Origin of the sequence: Bacillus sp. LBA3-1-1.1, assembly GCF_040676495.1 — a bacterium.
GTDB classification, from domain to species: Bacteria; Bacillota; Bacilli; order Bacillales; family Bacillaceae_G; genus Bacillus_A; species Bacillus_A nitratireducens.
The window spans coordinates 1-20061 of sequence record NZ_JBEGIB010000012.1; the positions used below are offsets into that span (position 1 = coordinate 1).

General features: G+C 34.8%; 20 protein-coding genes. 13 read left to right on the forward strand and 7 right to left on the reverse strand.

The genetic code is table 11. The features are described from left to right. A partial coding sequence (locus MRBLBA3_RS10955; RefSeq protein ID WP_363381657.1) for a collagen-like repeat preface domain-containing protein occupies window positions 1–707 on the reverse strand: 707 nt, incomplete at its 3' end. A gap of 308 nt (window positions 708–1015) precedes the next feature. Next, window positions 1016–2266, reverse strand: a complete 1251-nt coding sequence (locus MRBLBA3_RS10960) for an ATP-binding protein (protein WP_000937267.1) — start codon at window positions 2264–2266, stop codon at window positions 1016–1018. A 161-nt stretch (window positions 2267–2427) separates the two neighbouring features. Between MRBLBA3_RS10960 and MRBLBA3_RS10965 the strand changes: the two genes are divergently transcribed. Together MRBLBA3_RS10965 and MRBLBA3_RS10970 are read left to right on the forward strand one after the other, a co-directional pair. After that, window positions 2428–3273 carry a DUF72 domain-containing protein gene (locus MRBLBA3_RS10965; protein WP_000897351.1) on the forward strand — a complete coding sequence of 282 codons (846 nt, stop codon included), beginning with the start codon at window positions 2428–2430 and terminating at the stop codon, window positions 3271–3273. 42 nt (window positions 3274–3315) lie between these two features. After that, window positions 3316–3441, forward strand: coding sequence for a hypothetical protein (locus tag MRBLBA3_RS10970; protein WP_001117482.1), 126 nt, complete (start codon window positions 3316–3318; stop codon window positions 3439–3441). 144 nt (window positions 3442–3585) lie between these two features. On the opposite strand, the gene MRBLBA3_RS10975 is transcribed toward MRBLBA3_RS10970, so the two are convergent. The 4 genes from MRBLBA3_RS10975 to deoD all read right to left on the reverse strand — a co-directional run bounded on the left by MRBLBA3_RS10975 (window position 3586) and on the right by deoD (window position 7265). Continuing rightward, window positions 3586–3780, reverse strand: coding sequence for a DUF3924 family protein (locus MRBLBA3_RS10975; RefSeq protein WP_001094855.1), 195 nt, complete (start codon window positions 3778–3780; stop codon window positions 3586–3588). Between the two features lie 121 nt (window positions 3781–3901). Beyond that, complete coding sequence (locus MRBLBA3_RS10980) at window positions 3902–4432, reverse strand: tyrosine-type recombinase/integrase (RefSeq protein ID WP_000806230.1); 531 nt, start codon at window positions 4430–4432, stop codon at window positions 3902–3904. Between the two features lie 107 nt (window positions 4433–4539). Next, window positions 4540–6357: a sensor histidine kinase gene (locus MRBLBA3_RS10985; RefSeq protein WP_000797523.1), complete on the reverse strand. Its 1818-nt coding sequence runs from the start codon at window positions 6355–6357 to the stop codon at window positions 4540–4542. Window positions 6358–6557: 200 nt separating this feature from the next. Next, on the reverse strand, window positions 6558–7265 hold the full coding sequence (gene deoD / locus MRBLBA3_RS10990) for a purine-nucleoside phosphorylase (RefSeq protein ID WP_000110707.1): 708 nt from the start codon (window positions 7263–7265) through the stop codon (window positions 6558–6560). 175 nt (window positions 7266–7440) lie between these two features. On the opposite strand from deoD, the gene MRBLBA3_RS10995 reads away from it, so the two are divergent. Then, window positions 7441–8235: a hypothetical protein gene (locus tag MRBLBA3_RS10995; RefSeq protein WP_000232586.1), complete on the forward strand. Its 795-nt coding sequence runs from the start codon at window positions 7441–7443 to the stop codon at window positions 8233–8235. Between the two features lie 4 nt (window positions 8236–8239). On the opposite strand, the gene mprF is transcribed toward MRBLBA3_RS10995, so the two are convergent. Continuing rightward, window positions 8240–10825 carry a bifunctional lysylphosphatidylglycerol flippase/synthetase MprF gene (gene mprF, locus MRBLBA3_RS11000; protein WP_000010887.1) on the reverse strand — a complete coding sequence of 862 codons (2586 nt, stop codon included), beginning with the start codon at window positions 10823–10825 and terminating at the stop codon, window positions 8240–8242. Between the two features lie 186 nt (window positions 10826–11011). On the opposite strand from mprF, the gene MRBLBA3_RS11005 reads away from it, so the two are divergent. The 10 genes from MRBLBA3_RS11005 to resC all read left to right on the forward strand — a co-directional run bounded on the left by MRBLBA3_RS11005 (window position 11012) and on the right by resC (window position 19855). Next, window positions 11012–11401, forward strand: coding sequence for a hypothetical protein (locus MRBLBA3_RS11005; RefSeq protein WP_016129016.1), 390 nt, complete (start codon window positions 11012–11014; stop codon window positions 11399–11401). Between the two features lie 22 nt (window positions 11402–11423). After that, window positions 11424–11915 carry a YpuI family protein gene (locus MRBLBA3_RS11010; protein ID WP_000067564.1) on the forward strand — a complete coding sequence of 164 codons (492 nt, stop codon included), beginning with the start codon at window positions 11424–11426 and terminating at the stop codon, window positions 11913–11915. A gap of 106 nt (window positions 11916–12021) precedes the next feature. Then, window positions 12022–12936 (forward strand): superoxide dismutase, encoded by a 915-nt coding sequence (locus MRBLBA3_RS11015; protein ID WP_000082677.1) that lies wholly within the window; start codon window positions 12022–12024, stop codon window positions 12934–12936. Window positions 12937–13049: 113 nt separating this feature from the next. Then, window positions 13050–14174, forward strand: a complete 1125-nt coding sequence (locus MRBLBA3_RS11020; RefSeq protein ID WP_001252604.1) for a D-alanyl-D-alanine carboxypeptidase family protein — start codon at window positions 13050–13052, stop codon at window positions 14172–14174. Beyond that, a complete protein-coding gene (gene spmA / locus MRBLBA3_RS11025; protein ID WP_000247803.1) occupies window positions 14167–14763 on the forward strand; it encodes a spore maturation protein SpmA in 597 nt (198 codons plus the stop codon). The genes MRBLBA3_RS11020 and spmA overlap by 8 nt, the downstream gene beginning before the upstream one ends. Beyond that, entirely contained in the window at window positions 14760–15290 is a 531-nt protein-coding gene (gene spmB / locus MRBLBA3_RS11030; RefSeq protein ID WP_000029515.1) for a spore maturation protein SpmB, read from the forward strand. Before spmA ends, spmB begins: the two co-directional genes overlap by 4 nt. Window positions 15291–15579: 289 nt before the next feature. Then, the gene (rluB, locus tag MRBLBA3_RS11035; RefSeq protein WP_000440549.1) at window positions 15580–16308 is read left to right on the forward strand and encodes a 23S rRNA pseudouridine(2605) synthase RluB; all 729 of its coding nucleotides are present in this window, start codon (window positions 15580–15582) and stop codon (window positions 16306–16308) included. 106 nt (window positions 16309–16414) lie between these two features. Continuing rightward, window positions 16415–16936: a thiol-disulfide oxidoreductase ResA gene (resA, locus tag MRBLBA3_RS11040; protein ID WP_000742204.1), complete on the forward strand. Its 522-nt coding sequence runs from the start codon at window positions 16415–16417 to the stop codon at window positions 16934–16936. A gap of 121 nt (window positions 16937–17057) precedes the next feature. Then, window positions 17058–18683, forward strand: coding sequence for a cytochrome c biogenesis protein ResB (resB, locus tag MRBLBA3_RS11045; RefSeq protein ID WP_000910542.1), 1626 nt, complete (start codon window positions 17058–17060; stop codon window positions 18681–18683). Between the two features lie 14 nt (window positions 18684–18697). Next, window positions 18698–19855 carry a cytochrome c biogenesis protein ResC gene (gene resC, locus MRBLBA3_RS11050; RefSeq protein ID WP_000250068.1) on the forward strand — a complete coding sequence of 386 codons (1158 nt, stop codon included), beginning with the start codon at window positions 18698–18700 and terminating at the stop codon, window positions 19853–19855. Window positions 19856–20061 lie beyond the last annotated feature (206 nt).

The window sequence follows — 20061 nt, forward strand, 5'->3', positions numbered from 1 at the left end:
CCGGTAGCGCCAGTAGCACCACGAAGTCCTTGAGGTCCAGTAGCACCGGTAGCGCCAGTAGCACCACGAAGTCCTTGAGGTCCAGTAGCACCGGTAGCGCCAGTAACGCCACGAAGTCCTTGAGGTCCAGTAGCGCCAGTAACGCCACGAGGTCCTTGAGGTCCAGTAGCGCCGGTAGCACCAGTAGCACCACGAGGTCCTTGAGGTCCAGTAGCGCCGGTAGCACCAGTAGCACCAGTAGCGCCTCCACCAAGGCAACCAGAGCCATATTTAACTAAAATGGTTTGGATTTCTATAATCAGCTTAATAAGTTTGTCTATAGTACAGCAATTAACTTTAAATAACTTAGCGATATACAGTAAAAAATTAAGCAGGCTTTGTAGTTCAACGTATAATGCTCCGCACGAGAAAGGTTTTGTTTTTAGAATAGTTAATAGGTGAGTAATAATAGAAGTTCCGATTTTTTCTTGTGCAGGTGATAAGTCTAAACATTTGAGGAATTTTTGTAGATTATCTAGGGTAGCTATAAGTTTATCAATATTACTTTGGGAAGGATTTTGGAATATATCTTTAATATTTTGTCCAAGAGCTTGAAGGATTTTAATAAATTCTTTAAGTTCAGATTTAGAGATGTTAATAAAACTACAAGCACGGACTTCGCAACAATCGTTACCGAAGAATACTTTCCCTCTATTTTTATTGTTCATCTTTTCATTCCTTTCTTTTATAGAATAAATAGTCTCAATATAATAAAATGAAAATAAAACTAAATTCGTGATGGACAAACTACTATTTCAAAAAAATAAGGGTTTTACCTACTTAGTAAGGGGAATTAAAGAGATTGAAGGATTTCTATCTAGCAAAAGGCTGATTAGTTAGGGTTAATAAGCAGTAGGAGATGCAAAAAACGCTGATTAAAGTTTCATTTTGTATAGTTTTTTAGGAAAATGATGAGTTAAACAAAAACAGTGGGGGCAGTTTTTAACTGCCCCCACTGTTTTTGTTTATCGACACTTTAATTATCTCTTTTGGGCAACGAGGGGATAGATATTGTAAAAGTTGTCCCACTGAGATCACTAGAAACTTTTAATGTGCCGTTATGATTTTGAATAATTTTCTTCGTTACTGATAATCCCAGTCCCGTTCCTGAGTCTTTTGTAGAGAAAAACGGATCAAATATATATTCTTGAATAGCTGGAGGAATGCCGGTTCCATTATCTTTGAAAGTAATACGAACAAAATTATCTAAGCGATAACTAGTAATTTGAATAGAAAGAGGTTCTTCACCTTGAGCATCGACAGCATTTTGAAATAAATTTAAAAAAACTTGCACGAGTTCATGGCGATCAATATTGACGAGTACGCCATCTAATTCCGTAGAAAAATCATAGTCAATAGAAATGTTGTGCAAAAAAACTTCACTAGCAAGTAGTTGTTGAATATATTCGCGTAAAAACGTATTGATCCGAAAAGGTTCTCTAGTAAATTCACGCGTTTTTGAAATGGCTAAAAATTTTGTGATAATACTATTTGCACGATCTAGTTCAGGAATGAGTAGACTTTTAAACAATTCTTTATTGGATGGAGAAACGCTATCTTGTAGAAATTGCAAGTACCCACGTACCGTTGTAAGGGGATTTCGTACTTCATGAGCAATCCCAGCTGCGATTCGTCCTGCTAATGAAAATTTTTCTGCATCACGTTCTGTGTTTAAATAATGGAAGACACTAATAACTCTAAAAATCTCTCCGTTATAATCCCGAATAATTCGATTGTTTAAAATACCATAGTTTTTGTCTAACACTTCTTCATTATATATTTCTGTTCCTGTTCTTAATGTTTCAATCGCTTTAATTTGTTCTTCTGGCAAGTTTAGTAATTGTTGAATTGGCTTTCCAATTATATCATTTCGTACTACACCAAAATCATCTGCTGCAGCTTGATTACATAAAGTTATATTTCCTTTACTATCAACAAAGGTGACGTGATGTGAAAAAGCATCAAAAATATGAACAAAGTATGTTTCAAGTTGTTCAAATAAAAATAATGAATCGCAAGTAAGTTGGAAATCAGCCTTTTTATTCTCTTTTTGTATGTTTTGAATAGAATGAGTCGTTCTCGTTTTCTTTATTTGTAAACCAATATGTGGATTTTTGTATGTGAAATGATGTGGTAATTGATTCACAAGCTCTTCATATAACCGCACTTTATTTTCTAGTTCTTCTATTCGTTTTTCATAAGATACAATACCATCGTTTGGAAGCATAAATAAATAACCCCTCAATTTAAAAATTCTTCCATTTAGTATATCATATTTTTATACGGATACTCTTAAAGAAAGAGCTACTTTGTGAAATTGGTCGGATGGTATTTTTGTGAAGTAATATAGAATGAGTGTAGGCTGAAGTTGAGAAGGGAGGAATTCGTTTGCTTTTTATTGGAGTAACGGGATGGGGAGATCATGATTCTTTATATATAAATCCCTATGAAAATAGAAATAAATTGCGAACTTATAGTGAACATTTTCCCATTGTGGAAGTAGATAGTTCATTTTATGCGATGCAACCTGCGCGGAATTATACAAAATGGGCGATGGAAACGCCGAAAGATTTTTCTTTTATAGTAAAAGCCTATCAAGGAATGACAGGACATATGAAAGGGGAAATCCCTTTTTCTACGTTCGATGAGATGTTTGATGTGTATAAACAATCCATTCTTCCTTTAATAGAAGCGAATAAATTAAAAATGATTTTATTTCAATATCCACCATGGTTTGATTGTAAAGTGAAGAATGTAGATTTACTTCGATACACGAAAGAAAAAATGGAAGATTTACCGTGTGCAATAGAATTTCGAAATCAAACATGGTTTTATCCAGAAATGAGAGATAAGACGTTACAGTTTTTAGAAAAAGAAAAATGGATTCATACAATTTGCGATGAGCCTCAGGCAGGAATAGGATCAGTACCACTTGTATTAGAGGCAACAAACTCGGACATGGCGTTATTACGTTTTCATGGCCGAAATGTTCATGGTTGGCTGGATAAAGGGGAAAATTGGAGAGCGGTTCGCTGTTTATATCGCTACAACAATAAAGAACTAGAAGAATGGGTAGAGAGACTAGAGCAATTAAAAAAGAAGACAAAGGGCATATATGTACTATTTAACAATAATTCGGGCGGAGATGCAGCGGATAATGCGAAACAGCTTATGAAAATGATGAACATTACATATGGTGAGCCGAAGCCTGAGCAATTAAATTTGTTTGAATGATGATAAACAAGAAAGGCACTGTACAAACAGGGGGAATGTACAGTGCCTTTCTATATGAAAAAGAGGGGTAACAATGTTACTGAGCGTTTGGTTGATTCATCAATTGTTGGCTTCGTAATAAATGATAATGGTTATCATTATCATTGTCAATGGTTTTTCGGAAAATAAGTAAAAAACTTTTTATCCTGCTATTTGTGGGCAGTAAAACTCCTACCTCAAAATTCGGCTGGAGCAAAGAAGTTAGGTGGGAGCCCTGCTGCCCGTAAACGCCTTCACTTTATATTTTAAATAGTAATAAAAAAAGAACAGCAATTACTGCTGTTCTTTTCCATTGATGATTTGTTGTAAATCAAAAGGAGTTATCGCTTGGATAAATTCCTTTGAGATAAGTGTTTGAACGAGAGTGCTTTCAGAAATAGTAGCACCCGTTTTCTTTTGATAAGCTTTCTTTAATAAATCAAGTTTTTCAGCCGTTTCTTTCGGTAATTCAATTGTTAATGTGTTCATAATTTCTCCCCCTTACTATTAGAGTACCACTACAGTATAGGAGAGACAAGAAAAGAGAATATGAAACATAAAAAAGGTTACCAGATTTATAAATGGTAACCTTTTTTATGTATAAGAGTTATTAAGCAATACCGATATACTTTAAAGTTTTTGATGGAGTACTGTGGTCAAAGAAGTGTTGTAAAAATGCGATATCAACACCTGATTTGTATGCACAATAGCCCCAAGTTTTTCGAAGTGTATGTGAGCTAATCCCTTCTAATCCAACTTCTTTTGCAGCTTTGTTTAAAATGTACCATGCATGCTGTCTCGTAATAGACTTTGTCCCTTTTTGAGACTTTAATAATGGCTCATTACGTTTCCAAGTTTTACGTTCTTTCATGTAGTCTTCGATTGCGTGCTGTAAGTCTTCATTTACAGCAAACCATTTATGTTTCTTTACTTTTTCATTGTAAAATAAAATGGAATGGCGAACATTTTCGTCTTCATCAATTACATCACTAACTTTTAATTGTAAGATTTCACTTACTTTCAAGCCAGAATTTACAGCTAATACGAATAATAAGCCATCACGTTTCGAAGATTGTAAAAGTATATTTTTGATAGTTTCTAATTGTTTTTCGTTTTGAATTGGTTGTCCTGCTTGTTTCATTTCACGCACTCTCCTCTTTTGTATGTGTAAAGGAAAGGATTAACTTGTTTCTAACTATAAAGGGAGAGTGTGAATTTCATGTGAACTCCTAGTGAAATTAAGACAAATTATTTGACTTCTTTTACTTTTTGTAAATTAAAATAAAATACAACACTATTAGTTGTATTATACACACCGTATTCAGCGCGGTGTAAGTCTAAAATGTTTTTTACAATAGATAACCCAAGGCCGGTACCTCCAGTATGACGGCTACGAGAAGCATCTAAACGGTAGAAGCGATCCCAAATTTTTTCAAGACTTTCTTCTGGAATAGGATTGCCTGTGTTTTCAATTTCGATTTTCACTGTATCTTCCGTTTCTACAACAGAGACGTGTATTCTTTCACCATCTGGAGTATATCGAATTGCATTGCTAAGCAAGTTCACAACTACTTGCTCAATACGGCTACGATTTGCTTTAACAAATAGAGAAGAGTCAGCGTGGATGTCCACTTGTAAATGTTTTTCCTCCATGCTAAATAATAATTTTGTATAGACTTGTTGAATTAATTCACCGATTGAGAATGTCGACATTTCTAGTTTGTACGTACCAGATTCAAGTTTTGCTAATTCTAACATTTCAACAATAAGCCTGTTCATATTTTCTGTTTCTTCTAAAATAACATTTGTATAATATGTCGTATCTTTACTTACGCCATCTTGTATACCTTCAGCGAAGCTACGAATAACACTAAGCGGTGTTTTTAATTCATGAGATACACCAGAAATGAATTCTTTTCTCGTTTTTTCCAATTGACGTTCACGTTCAATATCTTGTTGTAATTTTGTATTGGCAACATTTAATCGGTCGATTCGATCTTTTAAATTTACAGAGAGTGTATTAATACTACTTGATAATCCACCAATTTCATCATCTGCTGCAACAGGTAACTTCTCGCTAAAATCAAAGTTGGCCATTTTTTTTGTAACTCGATTTATCTTAATTAATGGTTTAACGATGATTTTTGAGTAGTAGAAGGATAACAAAATAATAACGAGAAACACGATAATTAAGGCATAGACATAATAATCTTTTAAAACGAGCATCGCTTCATTAACAGGTTGTAAAGATGCTATCGCAAAAGCGTATTCCTTAATTTCTCCGTTTTTCATAATAGGCTTTACAAAGACACTGTTTTTTATATTTTCCCCACTATCTAAAATATACGTGTTTAATTGATTTGAATTAGAAGTACCTTGCCTAATAGTTCTTGCAAAATATTGAACAGCTTGTAATGTTTCAAAATCCTTTGCAAGACGAATCTCAGTCTTGGAAGGTAGCTGTAATTTAGATATTATCCCAGTGAACTCGATTGGAGAACCCGTATTATCATATCGATTTTTAAGTTTATTTTTAGATGGATTACCACTAATGGATTGAAAATCTGAATTGAATTGTTCATTTACCCATCTAGTATTATTAGTTATTAATTCTTGAGGTGTTATTATATCATTCGGTCGGAGTAGTCCGTTTACATAAATTATTCCATCTTTTTTTAATCCTAAGTTTACGAATTTATTATATTCTTCAGGTGTTAAAAGGTTGTTAAGGGGGATGGAATAGGTTTTATTATTTTTAGGGTTAATCACATCAATGGAAAAACTGTAATCACTTTTAATAATCCCGTTAGAATCTAAAAATTGGATTTCAGCATTTGTTTTATCATGAAATTCTTGTTTTAATTTTCTAGTGTCCTCAAAGTCTTGGGCGCTTTTTTCGTAATTATCTACGAATTTTTCAAAAGCCGTTTGAACGGTTTTTACTTTCTTATTAATATAAAATTTCTCTAAAAATAGAGATTGTCCAAGGAAAAAAAGGAGAAATATAATTGTAAATAAAGTTGACGTTAATAAAAATAGTTTAAAGACGATGCTTCTGTTCTTCACTGTTTCACCTCGTATGAAAAATACTGTAATTTAAATGATTTCTTAATTATAACAAAGGTTACAAAAAAGTAGAGGGGAGAAATCTGTCTCTCTCTAAAGTAGTTTTTTATAGAAAGTCACATAAAGAGAAGGTGCGGTGACTGTCGAAGTATTGTAGCATAAAAAGAACTCGCCAGACGTATGACGAGTTCTTTAGTGTACTATTGCTGAATTGCTGCATCTAAAGCGATTTCAATCATTTCGTTAAATGTAGTTTGACGCTCTTCAGATGTTGTTTCTTCACCAGTGAAGATATGGTCGCTTACCGTTAATACAGATAATGCATTTACACCGTATTTAGCTGCTAATGTGTAAAGAGCAGTTGTTTCCATTTCTACTGCTAGTACACCGTAATCTCCAAGTTTTTTAACCATGTCCATGCTTTCACGGTAAAATACATCTGCTGTTAAAACGTTACCAACACGAACGTGTAAGCCTTTTTCAGTTCCAGCATCGTAAGCTTTCTTTAAAAGGTCAAAGTTTGCAGCTGGTGCAAAATCAAAACCAGGGAATGTTAAACGGTTCATATTAGAATCCGTACAAGCCGTCATCGCAATAATAACGTCACGTACTTTTACGTCTTTTTGAATGGCACCGCAAGTTCCAACGCGAATTAAATTTTTAACTCCGTAGCTTTGGATTAATTCGTTTACATAAATAGAAATAGAAGGAACACCCATACCTGTACCTTGAACAGATACACGTTTTCCTTTATAAGTTCCAGTGAAACCTAACATACCACGCACGTTATTATAGCAAGTAACGTCCTCTAAAAATGTTTCAGCAATGTATTTTGCACGTAATGGATCACCAGGTAATAGAATAGATTCAGCGATTTCGCCTTGTTTTGCTTCAATATGTACACTCATGAAAAGTCCTCCTTATTATGTATTGATAGAAATCAATATCATTTGCATTATACACTACGAATCCTGTCAATCAAAACCTTTTTAATATTTGTAATGTGTACAAAATAGGAGGATTTCATGAATCATCACCTAGAATATATACTTAAGAGGTTTTGCATGGATAGAGACAATAAAAATGGTAGGTGATATTTTGAAAAATCTTGTCATTGGGCTTATTGCACTAGTACTTATTGTGGCAGGAGGATTTTACATAAAAAAATATCAAGAAACTGTAGAAACGACCGGAGATGTTCAAGAAGTGAAATGGGATGTGAAAAATAAAAAGGGAAATGAAAAAGCCGATATTTCGTTTCAATTGCTAAATAAAATGAATAATGAAGTTCGTGGTGTGAACGATCAAATTCGAGCAGTGATAGTAGATGGGAATTTGAAAAACATACAACAAACGAAGCCTATATTTGCTGGAAATGGATCGTATAAGCTTTCTTCAGATGTAGCGAAAGGTGAAGAGTACACGATATTTTTGTATGAAGATGAAAACAAGTCCGTAGAATCATTTTCTAAGAAAGATTTTGGTGAAGAAAAAAAGGAGAAAAACAAGGACAAGAATAAAAAGAAACTACCTGTTGATACTGTGCTTACAAAAAATATAGGCGAGCATCAAGTGTCTCTTTTATTTGGTGCATTACACCCGAATGAGGCAACAACATTAACATTTCAGTTTCAAGCGAAAAAGGGAGAAAAGCTGAAATTAAATTCAGGGAGAGGTGAAGTCAACGCTCTTTATATCGTTGAGGAGACGAGGGAGCATTTTTTATACGCCATTCCTGTTGATACGGATGAACAATTACAATATAGAATTACATTTCCTGAAGAAGGAACATATAAAATATGGGGAGATTTCTATATAAATGGTAAGAAGTATACAAAAGAGTTTAGTATACAAGTGCAAAAAAGAAAAAACAGCTAAGTACTTAGCTGTTTTTTCTTTTTCCTATTAATTTTGTTACAGAGAGCATTGTAATTGGTAAAGAATGATTCTTTCGAAATGCTAAATATTTTCCACTCCATGCAGGTTTGTATTTTTCTTTGAAATGTCGTAAACCGCTGAAGCTATATGTGTAACGAACGTTATTAAATATTGCAGCGGCAACTCGTTCAGACCAGAACGATTGCGTTGATAAACCGACATTTGAGAGTGGTGCCATACCAATATTAAAGGAATGGTATTCATTTTCTTTTGCCCAGTGGAACAAGTGGATAAAAATTGCATCCATGATGCCGCTAGGAGCGTCTGGATAATAACGCATTAAATCAACAGATAATATGCCATTTTGATATACTGGCATAAAGGTTGTAAAGGCAATTATTTTACCTTCTGCATCAGATAAAGTAGCGATAGGGGCACGGCTAATATACTCACGATCGAAGTACCCAAGTGAAAATCCTTTTTCTTTTTTTCCGCCAAGCCAAGCATCAGACACTTTCTTTAATTCCTCGTATAATTCGTCTGAGAATGGTGGCTCATGAATAGAGAATGTATAACCTTCTCGTTCAAAACGGTTGAAAGTAGCTCGCATACCAGCACGTTTTTTCCCTGTTATTGTAAACGTATTTAAATCAACGACAGCCTCTTCGCCAAGTTTAAAGAAGTTATAGCCGAAATCGTGGTATAAGCTCATCCATTTACTTTCAATTTGATAAAATACGCAAATATACCCAAATCGATCAGCTTCAGCTAAAAATTCTTGTAACACAGTACGGTAGGAGGATGGATCACCAATTGGATCACCAAGTACAACAAGACGTTTCCCAGTAATTGAAAAGAGAAGAAGTGCTTTTCCATCACTACTAAAGAAGAACTGTTTATCTCCTAAAAAACCTAAATGACTAAGTACATTCCCGCCATGTCCCTCTAAGAAGTTTTCTAACCTTTTATCATTAGCTGGTTGCCCGGGAAATTCACTACGATAACGATTGGCAATTAGTGAACCGATAAGTAAAAAAGTGGGAACGAAAAAGGCGGCTGCTAATGCACTTCGTTTAACCTGTGTAATATTTCGAACGACAAAATCGGGTTGGAATGCTTCTTTTGCGCCTGCAAATAAAATGCCTAAGTTTTTATATAAATATAACGTAAGCAATAAGAAGATAAATACTTTTACGATATCAGAAAGAGAGACTTCCATTTTCTCGCGTACAAATCTTTTACGAAGCATATACAACACAGCAAGTACGATTAATAAAATAAAGGTTTCTTCAATATCAATTCCTTTTAGGGTATTAAAGATTGCTGCTCCAATTAAAGAAACAATCGTCATATAGTAAGAACGCTTTGTTCCGTAATATATTCCTCGCGAAAGAATCAGGAGGAGAATACCGAATGTTAATGATAAGCTAAAAGAAAATTGAATAAGGTGCTTGGGAGCTAAAATATGTAAGGCGTGAGCTCGGTTAATACTAGTTGGTAATATTGTTGATAGAATAACCATCAAGCCAGCGAAGACTGTCAAAGCGGCGGATGCCCATGAACCTAATTTTCCTAGAAAATCACGCTGTAAAGTCCAAATTACACCAGTTGTTTCTAATGCAGGTGCAATAAATGGTTTATCTTCAATTTTTTTAATGGCTGCTCCTGTCATTTCAAAGGCTGCAAAAATGAGACCAAGGCAGAATGGTAAGATGTAATAGACAAGGCGATATAATAACATAGCAGGTAGTAATACACCTGTATCAATGCCGTATTGTCCGAGTCCAGTTAAGAAAACAAGATCAAATGAACCAAGGCCACCAGGAACAAGACTTACGACACCGGCTAAAGCTGCAATTACATAAACACCTAAAAACTTTTGAAATTCAATATCAATTCCAAACAATATTAAAATGACGTACATAACGATACCAGCAGATACCCACTCAACTAATGAAACTAATGAATATAATACAGTTGGATTTTTCTCTTCTTCTTCATCCTCTTGTCCGTCTAGCTGTTTTGTTTTTCTATTTTTAATTTTAGAAAATCCAATATATATAGGAACGAAAAGAGCAAAGAAGATAAGAACAGGCCATAACCACGGTTTTTCATGCAGAATAAAACTAGTGTCTAATATTCCAATAAGGCCGAGGAATGAAAGAATGGCTAATCCGTTAATAAAAGCGGTTGTCATCCAAGCGATGCTTTTAATAAGTTTTCCATTATCTTTTATATGCGGACGATATAACATTGTACGTACACCAGCACCAACAAGACCACCAAAACCGATAAATCCATTTAAAGTGTTTGCAATCCATGAGATGCGGAAAATCTTTTGTACAGGTATATCGGCTTTTAAGTAACGAAGCATAACAAAGTCATAAAAGAACATTGTTGAAACGGCAAATGCACCGAGTGTAATCGCTAAAAATACTCCACCAGTTGGAATGTTTTTAATTGTTTCAATCGCTTCTAAAAAAGAAATGCCTGCTAATTCTTTTTTGGCCTGAAAGAAAACAATTGTTAAGACAACAAATGGGAAGAGTATTTTCCCGATTTGTAAGAAACGTTTCCATGAAAACGACATAAATACAACTCTCCTTGTGTAAGAAAACTGAGACAATAATATTATTATGACAAACTTCAAGAAAAATAAAAAGGTAAATTCCTGTATAGGGAAGCTATTTTTTATATAGGTTATACTTAAAAGAATATTTCGTTTATCAGAAAATTAGGTTAAAATAAGGTGGAAGAAGGAAGAGAGGGGAAGTTGATGATTATAATAGGTTATGCAGGATATGAGTTAGAAAAAGCAAAACCGAATACATCAGAAGATTTTTTTAATAGATCTGAAGTGACATATGTATTAAATAATCAAGAGAAAACCTTTTCTGTCTTATATGTTAGATATTTTGAAGAAATATTACAAGAAATTACCCCTTTTGAAGGAAATCCAGTTTATAAAGTAGAAGAACAAGACGTATATTTACGAGATATTGTAGCAATCGCTTGTTTAGTGAACAATAAAGAGCTACGCGCGCAGAAGCGCTTGTATCTCAATGAAGTAACAGACTTTCAACGATACTTTGACGAAGGAACAGTGGTGAAAGTACAAGAAATATTAGCTGAATTACATAAAAATAAAAGAGTAGAAATAGCGTAAAACGGCAAAGGAGAGAGAAGCCATGTCTAATTTGATGGTTGAAAATCAAACAGAACAAGTTTCTATATTTTTAGAAGATGTTATTTCCTTAATAACTAATTATGTAAATTATCATACGTTACCTTCTTTATTGGAGGAAACACCAACAGGAAACGAGCAATATTATAAAGGGATATTAGGGTCAATAAGAAGACTTCTTGTTTTTTGTGAAGAAGGACTTGATGCGTGTTTTGTTTTGCTGAATAGCCAGCCATTTCGAAAGACAGCAGCTGAAAAAGTTTTATATAAGATTTATCATCAAGTAATTGCAGAGTTTTTTTCGCCAAAGAATGATCATTGGTATGAAAATAGTCGTTCCGCTTATACAGGGAAAAATTCTATTGTTTTTCAGCAAACACCACCTGGATCTATAGAACGAATGATGAAGGATTTAGAAGGGAAATTTCAATTGATGCGTGAAGAACTAGAATATTATGAGACAGATTATCAAACAAAAATGCTGCACAAATATTAATTAAGGAAAAGAAGCTAAGGATACTTAGCTTCTTTTCCTTTTGTCCAGTTATATAAGGGATTTTAATTGAATATAGTTAAAGTGGATAGCAACAAGGAGGTGTGACATGAGTCAGCAAGGTGTATTTACAGATTACTTTCATGAAGTAGAAAGCTGGTGTGAAAGTGTTCTTCAAGTATTAGATAGCCGTGCAATGGAAGTGTATGATGTCCATATGCTTGCTTATAAAATTCAAACGTTATTAGAGCGTATGAAAGAGCATGAATACGACACAGATGCCGAGTTTATGTATGAAATAAGTGATGATGTAGAACATATTCAACACCATTTACAGGAAGTATTTGTGCAAGAAGGAGAGGAATATGAACTATGTGAAAGAGGGGATAGCGAACGAGCTGTTCCGATTGGGGGGCATACACTCCCGCCATTACCTTATCCATATAATGCGTTAGAACCGTACATTTCACGAGAAATTATGATGTTACACCATGATAAACATCATCGTAGTTACGTGGAAGGATTAAATAAAGCAGAGAAGATGATGGAAGAAGCGAGAAAAACAAATCAATTTGATTTAATTAAGCATTGGGAAAGGGAAGCCGCTTTTCATGGATCAGGTCATTACTTACACACGATATTTTGGAATAACATGAAAAAAGATGGTGGTGGAAGTCCGAGAGGGGCTTTTTCACAACAAATTGAGCAAGATTTCGGAAGTTTTTTACGTTTTCAAAAGCATTTCACGGAAGCCGCTTCTAAAGTGGAAGGTTCAGGATGGGCGATTCTTGTATGGGTACCCCGTTCAGGAAGGTTAGAAATTTTGCAAAGCACGCTTCATCAATTGTTTACACAGTGGGATACGATACCACTCCTTGTACTTGATGTATGGGAACATGCGTATTATTTACAATATCAAAATCGAAAAGATGAATATATTAAAAATTGGTGGAATGTTGTAAATTGGCCTGATGTAGAAAAGAGATTTGAAAGTGCAAAGCAAATTGAATGGACGCCGTATTAGACGCATATCCCATGCGTCTTTTTTATTGGAGGTGGAAGGAAGATTTCGTTCATATTTTAAAAGGCCAAGCATACACTTGTACAAAAAGTGCCAAAAGGACGTGGGGGGGAAATATGAGACGAATTTGTATAATAATTACGCTAATTATAATGTACGCAAGTGTTATGCCGATTCCTACATATGCAAAATTGAACGGTGGTGTCAGTGCTCGTAACGCAGTTTTAATGGAACAGCAATCTGGTCGTGTACTTTATGGGAAATTAGAACATGAGCCACAAAAAATTGCTAGTATAACAAAAATTATGACAGCATTGTTAGCTGCTGAATCAGGAAAAATGAAAGAACTAGTATCGGTTAGTAATGAAGCGGTACGAGTAGAAGGATCAGCAATTTATTTAAAACCTGGACAAAAAGTGAAGTTAGAAGATTTAGTCTACGGGTTAATGCTTAGATCAGGTAATGATGCAGCACAAGTAATTGCTGAAAATGTGGGAGGGAGTATAGAAGGCTTCGTATATTTAATGAATGAAAAAGCGAAAGAAATCGGAATGAAAGATACGCACTTCTCAAACCCGCATGGCTTGGATGGGGATGGATCGCATTATTCGTCGGCTTATGATATGGCATTATTAACGAAATATGCAATGGGGAACGAGACCTTTAAGAAAATTTTTGGAACAAAAACGTATAAATCAGATTCTTGGGATTATCCATGGAAAAATAAACATAAGCTTGTGACATCTTATTATGAATTTGCAACAGGAGGAAAGACAGGTTTTACGAAGAAAGCAGGACGGACACTTGTTACAACAGCTTCAAAAGATGGACTAGATTTAATTGTCGTAACTTTGAGTGCTTCTAGTGATTGGGATGATCATATGAATTTGTTTGACAAAGGTTTTGAACATTTCAAGCAAACTACAGTTTTAGGACAAGGAGCGTTAGCTGAAATAAATGAAAAGAAATACGCCAATCATGTTTATACGAAAAATAGTTTTTCTGTTCCTTTAACTGAAGAGGAAAGAAAAAGCGTGTTATTAAAAGTTGAGCTCGATAAAAGTGCAAAACTTACGGATGGGGTAAAGATTGGAAAGACCGAAATTTATGTAGGAAATGAAAAAGTTGGAGAACGTAATTTGTTTTACAGTAAACGAAAGTTAGTAGCTACAACGGGAATGTATTGGAATAACGTAAAAGAAATCTTTTCTTATATGATAGGTGTTGGGATAGATGGTTAATCTCGTCTGGGCAGCGATGGCGGTCATAGGGATTGTGTATGCCATGATAAACGGAACGATGGAAGAAGTAACTAAAGCTGTATTTGAAGGGTCAAAAGATGCGGTAACGATTTGTATTGGACTTATTAGCGTTTTAGTATTTTGGCTTGGCTTAATGAAAATTGCAGAGGAAGCAGGGTTGTTAAAAAAGTTAGTTACACTTTTTATGCCGATAGTAAAAAGATTGTTTCCAGAAATACCGAAGGATCATCCGTCAATGGGATTTATTCTATCAAATATGATGGCGAACTTTTTTGGACTAGGTAATGCAGCAACCCCTCTTGGTATTAAAGCGATGGAACAATTGAAAGAGTTAAATGGAGGGAAGGATTCGGCCAGTCGCTCTATGGTGACGTTTCTAGCATTAAATACATCAGCTATTACTTTAATTCCTACTACCGTCATTTCGATTCGAATGACTTATGAATCAGCAAATCCTACTGAAATTGTTGGCGTAACATTTATAGCACAAGTGTTATCGATGATCGGAGCAATTTGGATTGACCGCTATTTTTACCGAAGAAGGAGTAGAAAGGGGCGGAAAAAATGAGTATTGTAAATACAATTTCATTATGGGTAATTCCTTGTGTAATTGGTTTTATCCTTTTATATGGCACGATAAAGAAAGTTCCGACGTATGAATCGTTCGTAGAGGGCGGAAAAGAAGGAATTCAAATTGCAGTTTCCATTTTGCCATTTATGGTAGGAATGCTTGTATCTATTTCTATTTTCCGGGCATCGGGTGCTCTAGATGCGATGATATCGGTAATGAAGCCGATGTTAGATTTAATTCATGTACCAGCCGAAATTGTCCCACTTGCACTTATTCGTCCGATTTCTGGCTCTGCTGGTTTAAGTATTACGACTGATTTAATCGCTACATATGGGCCAGATTCGTTTATTGGAAGATTAGCTTCAACGATGCAAGGTAGCACAGATACGACCTTTTATATTTTAACAGTATACTTTGGGGCTGTTGGTATTAGAAAAATGGGAGATGCATTAAAGGTAGGACTTTTTGCAGATTTAATCGGAATTATTTGCTCGATTGTGTTTGTTTCTCTATTGTTTCAGTAATGCTATTCATTTTTTGCGCTATTTCGCTTATAATACGTATACGACCACTATTAACGTGTAGTTTAATAGTGGTTTTTTTATGCGGTATTTTTGACAAAATGATGAACTTTTATTGTGAGAAATATGAAAAATATGGACAATAATAAAGGGTAAAAACATGATTTGCCCTTTATATGTTTATTATCATCGCTATGTTGTTTAAGTGAGAAGGAGCGAATAGCCGTAAAGCGTATGCGGTTGCCAAGTCTTTCTAATGTAAGGTAAGATAAATTCGAGGTGAAAAAAAGAAATGGAACGATTACAAAAAGTGATTGCGCAAGCAGGTATTGCATCGAGAAGAAAGGCTGAGGAATTAATTCAGCAAGGGAAAGTGAAAGTTAATGGGAAAATAGTGAAGGAGTTAGGAACAAAAGTAACTCCTCAAGATAAAGTAGAAGTAAATAACATCCCTCTTGAGAAAGAAGAACCTATTTATTTTTTACTATATAAACCAACTGGTGTAATTTCGAGTGTATCAGATGATAAAGGAAGAAGTGTTGTAACAGACTTTTTCCCTGAAATCAGACAACGTTTATTCCCAATCGGGCGTTTAGATTATGATACGTCTGGCGTATTATTGATGACAAACGATGGAGATTTCGCCAATGTATTAATGCACCCGAGATATAAAGTTGAAAAAACATATGTTGCAAAAATTAAAGGGCCATTAACAGGTGAGAAAATTCGCATGTTAGAACGAGGTGTTATGTTAGAAGACGGGAAAACAGCACCAGCAAATGTGAAAATTACTTCTTGGGACAAGCGTAAAGAGACGGCAATTGTACAATTAACGATTCATGAAGGACGTAACCGTCAAGTACGTCGTATGTTTGAAGCGTTAGACTGTAAAGTAGTAAAATTAAAGCGTGAACGTTATGCTTTCTTAGAAGTAGGAAGTCTGCGACCTGGTGATGCGAGAGAATTGACACCTCATGAGGTGAAACAATTACGCGCACTTGCTTCTACAAAGCCAAGATAAGTTATAGAGTTAAAATTTCACCAGTGGAGTACTCTGCTGGTGATTTATTCAATACAACATTTACAGAAGAGAATACATATCATTTACCGAGGAGAGGAGAGGTAATATGAAAAAAAATCGCTTATTATTTCGCGTTATTATTCTGCTCATTTTAAGCGGTGCTGTAGGATTTACACTTTATCAAGGATTCTTTGCTGATAAAGAGAAAATGCAAATTGGAAAAGAAGCACCCAACTTTGTTGTGACAGATTTAGAAGGAAAGAAAATTGAATTAAAAGATTTAAAGGGAAAAGGTGTATTTTTAAACTTTTGGGGCACTTGGTGTAAACCTTGTGAGAAAGAAATGCCTTATATGAATGAACTATATCCAAAGTATAAAGAAAAAGGCGTTGAAATTATTGCGTTAGATGCAGATGAAACGGATATTGCTGTTAAGAACTTTGTGAAACAATATGATTTGAAATTCCCAGTTGCTATTGATAAAGGAACAAAAATCATAGGCACATATGGGGTAGGACCATTACCGACAAGCTTTTTGATTGATAAAGATGGAATAGTAGTCGAACAAATTATAGGTGAACAAACGAAAGAACAGTTAGAAGGATATTTAAAGAAGATTACTCCGTAATAAAGAAAGCCTTTACATAAGAGGTGCTTACCTATAGCGCCTTCGGTTTAAAAATTCTGAGTATTGCGGTAACTTGAGGTTAGAATATACAATAGTACATATAGATACAGGGGCGGTGAGAGTGTTGAAAGAAATTAAGTGTGAATGTGGACATGTTAATCCAATAGGAACTGTTTTTTGTGAAGCTTGTGGGAAACCATTTGAAAGCAATGAAAATATAAAACTATTGGATATGCGCTATGAGGGGAGTGCTCGGAGATCTCTCACGCAAACAAAAACGATAGTTGATAAAATTTGGAGCTTTTTCTCTTCTGTAAAAGTGGGTGTATGGCTCATTGTAATTACTTTAGCTGCATCGGCGATTGGAACTATTTTTCCGCAAGAAATGTACATAACTCCAGGGATTGCACCAGCTGAATATTATAAACAAGAATACGGATTTTTAGGGCAATTGTACTATCAATTAGGATTTAATAATTTATACGGTTCATGGTGGTATATGATTTTAATTGCTTCAATTGGTATTTCACTTGTGATATGTAGTTTAGATCGTGTCATTCCCCTTTATAAAGCTTTAAAGAAGCAAGGGGTGAAAAGACACCCTAGCTTTTTAAAGAGGCAGAGATTATACGGCACTGGTACACCGCAAGATGGTGATTTGGAAAGAGTCCAAATGAATTTAAAGAAAACGAACTATAATGTGAAAGTGGAAGACGGAAACATTTTAGCTGAAAAGGGACGGTTTTCACGCTGGGGTCCATATGTGAATCATATAGGTCTCATTATCTTTTTATTCGGTGCAATGCTCCGTTTTTTACCGAGTATGTACGTAGACGAAGCGCTTTGGTTACGTGATGGCGAAACGAAAGAAATACCGGGAACGCATGGTCAATACTATTTAAAAAACGAGAAATTTATAAAGGAAGTTTATGATAAAAGTAAGGACAAGGAAGTTTTTGATGAAGCAATTGACCGTGTAGGTGATAAAATGATTGCGAAAAATTTCCAAACAAATGCTGTATTGTATAAAGCAGTCGGCGAGAATATAGCAGGACAAAAACCGAAACTGGAAAAAGTAAAAGAAGCGGAAATTCGAGTGAATGAACCACTGAAATTTGATCAATTTGCTGTTTATCAGGTGGATTACAAAGAAAGTGAATTTAAAAGCATGTCCTTCCATTTGCAAAACAAAGATAATAATCAAAAGTGGGGACCAATTAAAGTGAATTTAGCAGACCCTACAGAAAAATACGATTTAGGAAATGGGTATTCTCTAGAACTATTAAGCTATTTCCCAGATTTTTATTTTGATGAGAATGGAAGACCAAATACAAAAACGAAATTACCAAACAATCCTGCATTTGTGTTTAAAATGTTTACGCCAGAAACACCAGATGGTGAAGTGAGTTTTGTTGGAATTCAGCAAAATATAGAACCTGATGGAAATAATAAATATAAAATGTCCTTTGCAGGTGTGGAAATGCAAAATGCAACAGCGCTTACTGTAAGGAAAGATTTAACGCTTTGGATTCTTGGTATAGGTGGATTTATATTTATGGTTGGTGTGATTCAAGGTATGTATTGGAATCATCGCCGTATTTGGATACAACGTGTTAATGATGAATGGTGGATTGCAGGCCATACGAATAAAAATTGGTTCAGTTTAAAGAAAGATATTGAAAGAGTACTAGAAGGAACAGCGATTCCACAACCAAACGATAAAATGAATGATAAAAAAATTAGTTAAGGTGGGGAAACGATATGGTGCAAATAAGTAGTAATTTTCTGTTCGCTGCGTTCATCTTATATTTAATTGCAACTTTATTTTTTGGAGGAGCAATTAAAGAAAAGGGTAATAAATGGGCAAATATAGGAATAACGATTACAATTTTAGGGTTTATTGCACAAACAGTATATTTTGTTACAAGATGGATTGCATCAGGGCATGCGCCAGTTAGTAACTTTTTTGAATTCGGTACATTTTTCGGCATGATGCTTGTCGGAGCATTTATTGTCATGTATTTTATGTACCGTGTAAGTATAATCGGATTATTTGCATTACCAGTTGCTCTTTTATTAATTGCTTATGCGAGTATGTTTCCAAGGGAAATATCTCCGCTTATTCCATCTTTAAAAAGTAATTGGTTACATATTCACGTGACGACGGCGGCAGCAGGACAAGCGATTTTAGCAATTAGTTTTATTACGGGCGTAATGTACTTACTGAAGAATGTAGATCAATCGACAAGAAGTAAGCGAACTTTTTGGTTAGAGACAGTAGTATATACGCTTGTTTGTACAGTTGGATTTATTGCAATCACAACGGTATTCTCTAGTATGAAATATGAAGCGAATTTTCAATGGATTGATAAAAATGAACAACAAGTGGAGATGAAGTACAATCTTCCGGCTTTAGTTGGACCGCATGAAGGGAAATTAATGACAGAAAATAAATTAGAGCCAACAGTTGAAGTCCCTGCGATTGTAAATGCGAAAAAATTAAATACTGTTATTTGGTCAGTGTTAGTCGGAACACTACTTTATATTGTATTAAGACTTGTTTTACGTAAGCGAGTATCAGCGGCACTTCAGCCGTTAGTAAAGAATACGAATAGTGATTTACTAGATGAAATCGGATATCGTTCTATTGCGATAGGGTTCCCAGTGTTTACGTTAGGAGCGTTAATCTTTGCAATGATCTGGGCTCAAATTGCTTGGACGCGCTTTTGGGGTTGGGATCCCAAAGAAGTTTGGGCACTTATTACATGGCTCTTTTATGCTGCGGTATTACATTTACGTTTATCTAAAGGATGGCATGGAGAAAAGTCTGCTTGGCTTGCAGTAATTGGTTTTGCAATCATTATGTTTAACTTTATTGTAGTAAACTTAATTATTGCGGGTTTACATTCATATGCATAGAGAAATAAAATAGGAGAGTGTATGTCACTTTCCTATTTTATTTTTGTCAACTTTTCTTCTTTTTTGAGAAAAACATGACAAAGTAGCGGTCGATTTTGTAAAATGATGTCGAGGACCAAATAGACTGTTCAAAAAAAATACATAGTTTTGGAAAAAAAATGAACAAACTTTATTATTCTTGTGAAGCATAATATGGAAAGTGAAAC